The following is a 9,689-nucleotide window of genomic DNA, read 5'->3' on the forward strand; positions in this document are numbered from 1 at the left end:
TTAGCCCCTCCTAAAGTAGTATCCAACTCCTCGCTTAGTGAGGATATACTTATAATCTCCTGATTCATCCTCTACTTTTTCTCTTAATCTTCTTACAGTAACATCCACTGTTCTAATATCACCATAATATTCATAGCCCCATACTTCTTCTAATAGCTGCTCTCTAGTAAATACTTGCTCTGCTTTAGTTGCTAGGAACTTCAAAAGTTCATACTCCCTTTGTGTAAGGTCGATTACTTTATCGTTTCTTCTTACTTCGTATTTATTCACATCAATAACTAAATCTCCTAAGTCAATTATTTCACTTCCAGTTAACTGGCTAGACAATTCTGTTCTCCTTAAATTTGCTTTTACTCTAGCTACCAGTTCTCTCATACTAAATGGCTTAGTTATGTAATCATCTGCCCCTAGTTCTAGACCTAGTACCTTATCCACTTCTTCTTCCTTAGCAGTAACCATCAGCACAGGAGTCTGAAGTTTTTGTCTTATTTCCTTTAATACTTGAAAACCATCTTTTATAGGTAACATTACATCTAGTAATATCAAGTCTGGATTTTCATTAAAAGTCTTGATTATAGCATCTTGTCCATCATATGCTATAATTACGTCGTATCCCTCTCTTTTAAGATTGAAGCTTAATATATCTGCTATAGGCTTCTCATCTTCTACTATCAATATTTTTTTATTCATAATATACACCTCTATATAGAATTTTATAATCATCTACCATTTAAATCAAATACATTATTTAAATATTATATTCTATATATTAATTTTTTTTCCTGCTTACAAATCTTGTAACAGAATATCACTAATAAAAAACGCTAAAAAAGTCTGGTAAAAAAAGATAAAAACATTAGACTTTAGACCTGTTGACACATTTTGCTAAAAAAGATAGAATATTCATAAATAATATATTATAATGTAGAATTATAATTTTCTTTTATGCCCCATCCTCCTTAATTTTTTATAACATAAAGTCAACCTAATATTAGACGGTTGACTTTATAATTTTGTTTCATAATTTATCATATGAATTGAATAATTTTAATCAAAATTTTTTAAATCATAAAGATTAATCTTAAGAACTGCTCTTGCAGATTGATTTATATTGCTTCCTTCACCTAATACATTGAGCATATTTCTTAATTTTTCAAAGCCCCAAGTTTCAGATATTCCTTTTACTACTTCAAAGGATTTTCTATAAGCAACCATTTGATCTATGTTATCAAATCTTTTATCTAAATCCTTAAGAGTAATTTTGTAGTCAACAGAATTATAGTCATTCCATTCAAATCCTGTTATTTTATATTCAGTATATAGTGCTAACCCCTCTGTAAGCCACATTGGATAATTTCCCCTAGTAATATCATCAATTAATAAATGTGCAAATTCATGAACTACAGGTCCATTGAATTCGTATATTTGACTAAGGTTTTCATAGTCATTTATCCATATTTCAGGGGATAAAATATTTATTATTCCACAATAATAAACGCCTATAGGCGTATTACTCTTATCAAATCTTAAGTTTTCCAAGAAATCCTTTTCATTCCCATAAATTATTATATTACTCTTAGTAGATGGATGATATTCATACATATTGCATATGTTTTCGTAATATCTATCTGCTATATCTCCTGTAAGTTCAGCATATTCTTTATGTTCTGTTTCGTATCTAATTATGAAATGTTCTGTTTCAAGTATTTCATAGTTGTCTACATATTTTAATAGCCTTGTTTTTTCAATGTTTTTCACCAATGGATAAAAGGATACCTGTAAAACTTCAAAATGATTTATAAATATGACTGCTAATATAGATATTAATATTATAGTTATAACTATAAATATATGACCTTTGTGTATTATATTCTTCATAAAAATATTCCCCCTTTCAATTCATATGTATGAGGGAATATCATTATTATAACACAACATTATGTAAACTTCATTGTTAAAATTTGAAACATAATTGATATATTTTGAAAATATTATCTACTCATAACTCAATAGTTCAGATACGGTTACGAACTTAAATCCCCTTTTAATCAGCTCTGGGAGTATTTCTTCTAAGGCTTCAATTGTTTGGTTTTCTTTTGCTTCGTTATGGTCATGAAACAAAACAATATCTCCATTTGTAGCTTGGGATAATACTGTTTCTACTATTTTATCTACACCTGGATTACTCCAGTCCTTAGGGTCTTGATAATATGTCCACAATACTATCTTACATTGATTCGCAACTGCTATATCATATACTGTTTGGTTGTATGTACCATAAGGTGGTCTAAATGACCTAGCTTTTTCTCCTGTAGTTTTATAGATTATTTGCTGAGTGCTATTAAATTCATCTTTTACTATTTCTTCTTTCTCCTTTCTCATATTTATATGATTATAGCTGTGAATCCCTATTTCATGGCCTTCTTGTTTTTGTCTATATAGTAAGTCTGGATAAAGCTCTCCATGTTTCCCTAATATAAAAAAAGTTGCCTTCACATCGTATTCTTTTAGAATATCTAATATTTTTTTTGTGTATATTGGATGAGGTCCATCATCAAAGGTTAATGCTAAAGCCTTTTTGTCCCTAGGCCCATTTTGCACTATATTTGATGCTTTAGCTAAGTCATCTGCTGTATTTAAAAAAACAGTGTTAGTCTTATTTTGCAGTATAATAATTACAATTAAGGCAAAAAAAATAACATCCAATATTATATTAAGCTTTGTTCTATTTTTAATCATTGAAGCCCCTCCATTTACAAATATGCCTATTATATAAGATATTATTGACTCTCTATCTATATGCAACAAAAACTTAACATAGCTTGTTAACTCTTCTAAGTTTATACTATGAAAAGAACTACTGCTTAAATATTTTATAAATATTTTATAAATATTTTATTAACATTTTTAGACACTAGTGCATACATTAAAGCATAGGAAGGTGAATAAAATGAGAAGATCAAACAACATGAAAATATGCCCTGTCTTAAGTGCAAAACTACAGACTCAATCAAATGAGGAACTTCCTGTAATTGTTAGAGTTAAAGAAAACAATACTGATAAACTAAATAGCCTGACTCGTAGTATGGAGGGCAAAGTTAGAAGAAGCCTTCCTTTAGTTGATGCAATTGCCTTAAACATGAATTTAGAAGAAATAGACAGACTATCTAGAGATCCAAATGTTGAATATATAAGCTATGATTCAAAGGTATTTGCCTTGCTAGATATTGCTAATGCATCTATCGGAAGTAGTTTTCCCCGAGAAATGGGACTAAAAGGAGAAGGCGTAACTGTAGCTGTAGTAGACACAGGTGTATCTCCTCACAACGACCTGACAAGACCAAGAAATAGAATAGTTGGATTTAAGGATTTTGTTAATGATAAGGCTAAGCCTTATGATGATAATGGTCACGGAACACATGTGGCTGGTATTATCGCTTCTAATGGGTTTTCTTCAAATGGAAAATATTCAGGAGTAGCACCTAGTGCTAATATTTTAGCTATAAAAGCATTAGACGAATCGGGAAGTGGGAATACTTCTGACATAGTGTCTGCAATAGATTGGGTTGTCAAAACTAAGGAACAATATAATACTAAAATTTTAAATCTTTCTCTGGGAAGTCCCGCTAATAATTCTATAAATTCCGACCCTTTAGTAAGAGCAGTTGAAGCAGCTATAAAATCAGGTCTTACTGTAATAGTGGCAGCTGGAAACAGTGGTCCATCAGCTAAAACAATTTTGTCTCCAGGAAATAGCCCTAATGTAATTACAGTAGGAGCAGTTGATGACAAAAGGACTCCTGACACAAGTGACGATTCAATAGCAAACTTTTCAAGTCGTGGTCCTACAAAGGAAGGTCTTAGAAAGCCTGATGTAGTAGCACCAGGAGTTAGTATTATGTCTCTATCTAATAAATCAAGTGATGGGTATATAACGTCAAGTGGTACTTCTATGGCTACTCCATTGGTATCAGGTTCTGCAGCGCTTTTATATAGTAAATATAAAAATTTAACACCAAGCCAAGTAAAAAATATGTTTATAAATTCATGCTCTGACCTTAAGGATAAGCAAGAAAATCAAGGAGCAGGAGTTATAGATTTAAAGAAATTATTTGCAACTCCTGATAGAGAAACTCCTAGGAATGAACCACCATCTAGGTCTCCACGATTTCCCATTTCTCCGCTACCGCCTAGGAGGGAGAAGAGGGAGGAAGAGGTAGCGTCAGCCAACGCCTTTAGCGAGTTCATAATAATTATGGTCCTAGTTATATTAATTTTGTCTCTACACGATTGAATTATAAAAGGGAGTATTGCAAGCTACTTAAAAAAGTAGTTTTGCTACACTCCCTTACTATTCTCAATTAATAATTTTTTCCTATATAGTTGTACGGATTTTGAGGCACTCCATTTTTTCTAACTTCAAAGTGAAGATGTGGACCTGTGCTTCTACCGGTGTTTCCTACAGCAGCTATTTTCTGTCCTTTATAAACCTTGTCACCTTTTTTTACATACAGCTTACTACAATGAGCATACCTAGTAGTAAATCCACCACCGTGATTTATTTCAACCATATATCCATAGCTACCATTTTTACCTGCAAATGTTACAGTTCCACCATCAGCTGCATTTATAGGAGTTCCTATTCTAGCAGCAAGGTCTATTCCTTCATGCATTCTTCCCCATCTCTTTCCAAATCTAGATGAAAGAGTTCCTCTGGTTGGCATTTGGAAGCTGCCTGTTCCTTGCTTTGGAGGAGGGTTTTTAGTTCCTTTGACTACAATCTGTGCCACTGGCTGAGATAGTATAGTTTCTTTTAGGATTTCCTTAGCTACTTCTATTCCATTATGTTTTTCTATTTTAGCTACTATTTCATTTTTACCAACTTGACCTTTTTTCTTTACAGACTTCTCATCCTTATACATAGAGTCGCTATATTCATATTCAACTTCGAATGCCACATCCTCAGTATAAGTCTTTTCTTCATATGTAGCTACTGTTAGAAAAGGTTTAGGCACCACTAAACTTAATTCATCACCTGGATGTATTAACTTAGGATTTTTATTTGGATTTGCTTTTTCTAAATCATTTACACTTATATTGTATTTTTGAGCTATTGTCCAGTAATTTTCTCCTTTTTCAACTACATGAATTCTTTCTTCATCGGTTCCTTTTTGAAGTATGGCAAGAACCTTATCAAAGCTCTCAACTTTTGAAACTGGTACTTCTTTTTTTACAATCTTCACATTTTCTACTATCTTAATCTCTTCAACTTTACTGTCATTTTCTTTTGCTATCTCTATGTATGGAGCTTTTATTTCATCCAATACTTCCTTAGCAAGAATCTCTGACCCTAAATAAGCTAAATCCTTGCCATCAATATTAATTGCATATGCAACAACATTAAACGTTACATTTGATCTGATTTTCTCTTCAACCGTGTTCTTGTTTACAAGCTCTTCATTTTCTGCATGAACTTCTACAAAAGATAATTCTTCTTTTAAAACTATATCAAGTGCATGCTCCTTTGACAGGTCCTTTTGTATGGAATTATATATGTCTATGACTTTATCCTTGTCTCTAACAACTCCAATTTCCATATCACCAAGCTTAACGTTAAATGCTCTTGTAGCAATTTCATGATCAATTCCCTTCTTGTATTGAACCAATGAAAATGTGAGAAAAAGAATAGCTACCACTGCAATAATACCAGTTCTAATGTTAAATATATTTCTATTAAACTTTAACTTTTTCAATGTTTTAAGTTTATCTTTTTCAGCATTAGTACTACCTTGTTTAATTAATGAAGTTTTATTTGTTATAAATTTCTTAATATTAGCTAATTTGATATTTAATAAACTATTGTTCTCGTTTTTACTTGAGCTTTCCATTACACAGCTCCCTTCTATCCTGTAACCTTGTTGTAATTCATATGTAACAGGATTGTAATTTAACGGTACGTTTAAATTATACCACAACTTCTTAATTTGACAACCCTTTATTAACGGCTGTTTTTTTGTTATTTTTTTCATAATTCTATATTTTTATACCAAAACATTCATATTTATGTTTAATATTTTGTCGATATTATATTAACGTTAAAACTTAAAGTACCTTGATCCTGAAATTTATAATAAAATTTTCTCTTCTTTTTTGTTTTTTCTATTAATCTTCCTGAAGCTTCTACTTCAAATTCTTCTGGAACTATTATTTCAACAAGAAAGTAATTGATGTTCTTACTTAAACTGCTACTACAATAAGTAGGCTTTAGCTGCCATCCATTATTATACTTTGCTACAACAGGATACCAATTTTTTAGCATATATCTAACTGTCCCTTCATTTGTAACATTGGACAGATACGAAACTGTTGCTTTATACTTTATTTCTATATCAATCTTATCAGACTTTTCTAATTTTTTATCTAAGTTAATCATTAATATATCATTATCTATTATTTTAAAATCGGCTTTTTTATTTTTTATCTTTATAGATTCTATTTCTCCACTTTCATGAAGTACCCCTCCTTCTTTAAAAGCTAACTCATCATTAATTTCCTGACATAAACTTCCTTTAGAGTTTAATATATCACTAATATAGAAAAATACCTTGTCAGTATTTTTGCTAGTTTTGTTTATATACTTTATCTTTTCTGTTACAATAATTTCTTCTTTTTCTGGGAGAAACTCAGCGATTATTGTATACTTATTCATTTCTTTAATATTGTTTATACTCCATGTAATTTGGGCATTATCTTCAATGAAAATAAATGTAACAATAGGTATTACTAATATTAGGAGGAGTAGAAAAGCTCTCAATAATATTTTTTTGAGTAAATATTTCATTATTATATACCTCCATTTGTTGTTGTCCATATTATTAATATATTTAATACAATAAGAAATAAGAACAAAGGTATGATATAATATTGTAAAAGCAAAAAGTTAATTGGTAGGTGAGAAGTTTGTCATTTTTTTTAGAAATTACTGATTTAGATTTAGGCGATACTCCCGTTGAGAATATTTTTATAAATGATTATATGCCTATGGCAAATGGTACATATGTAAAGGTCTATTTATTAGGATATAAATATGCTAAGGATAATGATGATAAACTCTGTGTCAACAATGAAAGTATATCAAGACATTTAAATATACCATTGTCAGACGTCCTGAAGGCTTGGGATTTTTGGGAGCAAAAAGGAATTATAATAAAGCATAAAAAAGAAGATGCAGACGAATATGATTATAAAGTTGAGTTTCTAAACTTAAAGCAATTATATATAAAAAATAATTACATGTTAAAGACTCAAGCTAATCCAGCAAAAAATACTAAAGTATATACTTGTACTGTTGAAGATTTAGTTGAATCCAATAAGATTCCTAGTATTCAGGAAATGTTCTTATCTATTGACTACATAGTAAGACGTCAATTGGTGCCTAATGAAAAAAGAAAAATTCTTGAATGGCTATATAACTACAACATGAATCCTGAAGTAATAGTTAAGGCCTTCTTTTATGCAGTAGAGAAAAAAGGCAAAAGAAATATTAACTATGTTGAAGGTATAGTAAGAAATTGGTATGATATGGGTATAACAAATCTTGATGCTTTGGAAAAACATACAAAAACCCAGGATGAAAGGTTCTATAATTATGATAGAATAATGAAATCACTTGGGTTTAGTAGTAGGATCCCAAGTGAAGCGGAGATAAAAGTAATAGACAAATGGTTTGATGAATGGAAGTTTACTATGGAAGTCATATTAAAGGCCTGCGAAAACACTAAAAAAACCGCTAATCCAAGTGTCAATTACATAGATGGAATACTATCTAAATGGCGTAAAAAAGGAATAACAACAGTAGAAGATGTAATAGAAAAAGACAAACCACAAGTAGCTGTTCAGTCAAAAAATAGTACCAATAATTCAGTACGTACAAATAAAATAAAGACAAGGTTTCATACTGCTGAGCAAAGAACTGCTAGATATACATCTGAAGAGTTAGAGGAAATAGCAAGAAAAAGAAGAGGTTGATGAGTATGGAAAAAACATACATACAAGAAATATTAAGAGAATACGAGAATAGAAGAGACAATGCTTTATTTCAGCAAAAACTTAGACAAGAGGAAGTGTACTCCAAGATTCCAAGGTTAAAAGAAATAGATAAAGAGATATCCAAAACAGGTCTATTAATCGCTACTTCTATGCTCCAAAATTCTCAGTCTTATGAAGAAAATCTTAATAAGATAAAAACTGAAATGGAGAAATTAAAGAGGGAAAAAGCAATACTTTTAACTGAAAATAATATTCCGTTAGAATATTTAGATATAAATTATACTTGTAATAGCTGTAATGATACTGGCTTCTTAAAAGATGGTTCTAAATGCAATTGTCTTAGGCAAGAGATGATAAACAGAGCATATAAAATGTCTGGGATTCAACATGTACTTGAAAAAGAAAACTTCAAAACATTTGATATTAATATTTTTTCTCCTGAGCCATTTGAAGATGAAAAATATTCTCCCAGAGAAAACATATTGAATATTCTAAATAGATGTGAAGGGTTTTGTATTAACTTTGATGAGGATAATGAAGAAAATTTACTTTTCTATGGTACTACTGGATTAGGAAAGACTTTTATGTGCAACTGTATAGCTAAGGCATTATTAGATAGAGGAAAAATTGTCATATATCAAACAGCCTTTAAAATTCTTGAAATTATTGAAGAGCATAGGTTCAGAAAAAACTATCAACAGGATTTAGACGATAATAACTATAACTTATTATTTGATGCTGACCTTTTAATAATTGATGACCTAGGAACTGAACTTACTAATACATTTACTAATACAGAAATATTCAATATTATTAATTCACGACTTTTTAGAAGAAACAAGACTATTATATCTACTAATCTTTCCCTTATGGAAATAGCAGAAACTTATGATAATAGAACGTTTTCTAGAGTCTTTGGAAAATTTGCTCCACTTAAGTTTTATGGACCTGATTTAAGATGGGAAACCTATAGAGTATAATATAAATCAAGCTCACTATTTCGCTAAATTGAAATAGTGAGCTTTTTTAGTTAATGCATAAGTAGCTAGCACAGAATCATAAAATTCTGGTTATCTACCTACTTAAATACATGAAAAAAGCCGTCCCGATTCTTCCAACCAAAACAGCCTTTTTATTATGGAGCTGGTGAAAGGACTTGAACCCTCAACCTACTGATTACAAGTCAGTTGCTCTACCAATTGAGCTACACCAGCGTGTAAAGCCCGCAGTCTCGCAACTCAAATTTGTTTACTCCCTAACGGTCGTACAAATTTGGTCCTAACGGACACACCGATCATAAACCTAAAATAGGGTTGGTACTCGGTGCGTTTGACCTATCATCGATTTTCTGATAGAAGCATTCAGAAAATCGGGTTAGGTCATAATGGCGACCTGGAAGGGACTCGAACCCTCGACCTCCAGCGTGACAGGCTGGCATTCTAACCAACTGAACTACCAGGCCATATTCTTATTTATCAATTGTTTATGGTGGGCGCAATAGGGCTCGAACCTATGACCCCCTGCTTGTAAGGCAGGTGCTCTCCCAGCTGAGCTATGCGCCCATGGTGACCCTACCGGGATTCGAACCCGGGTTACCGCCGTGAAAGGGCGATGTCTTAACCGCTTGACCATAGGGCCAT

The 9,689-nt window shown here is 31.4% G+C and carries 8 protein-coding genes and 4 tRNA genes; 3 read left to right on the plus strand and 9 right to left on the minus strand.

Annotated elements, in window-relative coordinates; genetic code table 11:
* The 3 genes from ABV008_RS14065 to ABV008_RS14075 form a co-directional block, all read right to left on the minus strand.
* Nucleotides 1-690 carry a response regulator gene (locus tag ABV008_RS14065; protein WP_502929788.1) on the minus strand — a complete coding sequence of 230 codons (690 nt, stop codon included), beginning with the start codon at nt 688-690 and terminating at the stop codon, nt 1-3.
* Between the two features lie 357 nt (nt 691-1,047).
* Nucleotides 1,048-1,878 carry a peptidase MA family metallohydrolase gene (locus ABV008_RS14070; RefSeq protein WP_352420466.1) on the minus strand — a complete coding sequence of 277 codons (831 nt, stop codon included), beginning with the start codon at nt 1,876-1,878 and terminating at the stop codon, nt 1,048-1,050.
* Between the two features lie 117 nt (nt 1,879-1,995).
* Complete coding sequence (locus ABV008_RS14075; protein ID WP_352420467.1) at nt 1,996-2,739, minus strand: polysaccharide deacetylase family protein; 744 nt, start codon at nt 2,737-2,739, stop codon at nt 1,996-1,998.
* Nucleotides 2,740-2,950: 211 nt separating this feature from the next.
* On the opposite strand from ABV008_RS14075, the gene ABV008_RS14080 reads away from it, so the two are divergent.
* Nucleotides 2,951-4,294, plus strand: a complete 1,344-nt coding sequence (locus ABV008_RS14080; RefSeq protein WP_352420468.1) for a S8 family peptidase — start codon at nt 2,951-2,953, stop codon at nt 4,292-4,294.
* Between the two features lie 67 nt (nt 4,295-4,361).
* Here ABV008_RS14080 and ABV008_RS14085 read toward each other — a convergent pair whose 3' ends face one another.
* Together ABV008_RS14085 and ABV008_RS14090 are read right to left on the minus strand one after the other, a co-directional pair.
* Nucleotides 4,362-6,029 carry a peptidoglycan DD-metalloendopeptidase family protein gene (locus tag ABV008_RS14085; RefSeq protein ID WP_352420469.1) on the minus strand — a complete coding sequence of 556 codons (1,668 nt, stop codon included), beginning with the start codon at nt 6,027-6,029 and terminating at the stop codon, nt 4,362-4,364.
* 38 nt (nt 6,030-6,067) lie between these two features.
* Complete coding sequence (locus ABV008_RS14090; protein ID WP_352420470.1) at nt 6,068-6,841, minus strand: gluzincin family metallopeptidase; 774 nt, start codon at nt 6,839-6,841, stop codon at nt 6,068-6,070.
* Between the two features lie 119 nt (nt 6,842-6,960).
* Here ABV008_RS14090 and ABV008_RS14095 point away from each other — a divergent pair, with 119 nt between their 5' ends.
* Together ABV008_RS14095 and ABV008_RS14100 are read left to right on the plus strand one after the other, a co-directional pair.
* Nucleotides 6,961-8,028 carry a DnaD domain protein gene (locus tag ABV008_RS14095; RefSeq protein WP_352420471.1) on the plus strand — a complete coding sequence of 356 codons (1,068 nt, stop codon included), beginning with the start codon at nt 6,961-6,963 and terminating at the stop codon, nt 8,026-8,028.
* A 5-nt stretch (nt 8,029-8,033) separates the two neighbouring features.
* Nucleotides 8,034-9,029 (plus strand): ATP-binding protein, encoded by a 996-nt coding sequence (locus ABV008_RS14100; protein WP_352420472.1) that lies wholly within the window; start codon nt 8,034-8,036, stop codon nt 9,027-9,029.
* Nucleotides 9,030-9,187: 158 nt separating this feature from the next.
* On the opposite strand, the gene ABV008_RS14105 is transcribed toward ABV008_RS14100, so the two are convergent.
* The 4 genes from ABV008_RS14105 to ABV008_RS14120 form a co-directional block, all read right to left on the minus strand.
* Nucleotides 9,188-9,263 (minus strand) — tRNA-Thr (locus ABV008_RS14105).
* A gap of 171 nt (nt 9,264-9,434) precedes the next feature.
* Nucleotides 9,435-9,511, minus strand: a tRNA-Asp gene (locus ABV008_RS14110).
* Between the two features lie 24 nt (nt 9,512-9,535).
* Nucleotides 9,536-9,611 (minus strand) — tRNA-Val (locus ABV008_RS14115).
* 1 nt (nt 9,612) lies between these two features.
* Nucleotides 9,613-9,687 (minus strand) — tRNA-Glu (locus ABV008_RS14120).
* Nucleotides 9,688-9,689: the final 2 nt, after the last annotated feature.

It is taken from the genome of Proteiniborus sp. (genome assembly GCF_040308045.1).
In the GTDB taxonomy this organism is placed as follows: Bacteria; Bacillota; Clostridia; order Tissierellales; family Proteiniboraceae; genus Proteiniborus.

Excerpts from the sequence above, each read along its gene's own strand:
- ABV008_RS14065 (WP_502929788.1), bottom strand. The coding sequence starts at position 690 with ATGAATAAAAAAATATTGATAGTAGAAGATGAGAAGCCTATAGCAGAT.
- ABV008_RS14070 (WP_352420466.1), bottom strand. The coding sequence starts at position 1,878 with ATGAAGAATATAATACACAAAGGTCATATATTTATAGTTATAACTATA.
- ABV008_RS14075 (WP_352420467.1), bottom strand. The coding sequence starts at position 2,739 with ATGATTAAAAATAGAACAAAGCTTAATATAATATTGGATGTTATTTTT.
- ABV008_RS14080 (WP_352420468.1), top strand. The coding sequence starts at position 2,951 with ATGAGAAGATCAAACAACATGAAAATATGCCCTGTCTTAAGTGCAAAA.
- ABV008_RS14085 (WP_352420469.1), bottom strand. The coding sequence starts at position 6,029 with ATGAAAAAAATAACAAAAAAACAGCCGTTAATAAAGGGTTGTCAAATT.
- ABV008_RS14090 (WP_352420470.1), bottom strand. The coding sequence starts at position 6,841 with ATGAAATATTTACTCAAAAAAATATTATTGAGAGCTTTTCTACTCCTC.
- ABV008_RS14100 (WP_352420472.1), top strand. The coding sequence starts at position 8,034 with ATGGAAAAAACATACATACAAGAAATATTAAGAGAATACGAGAATAGA.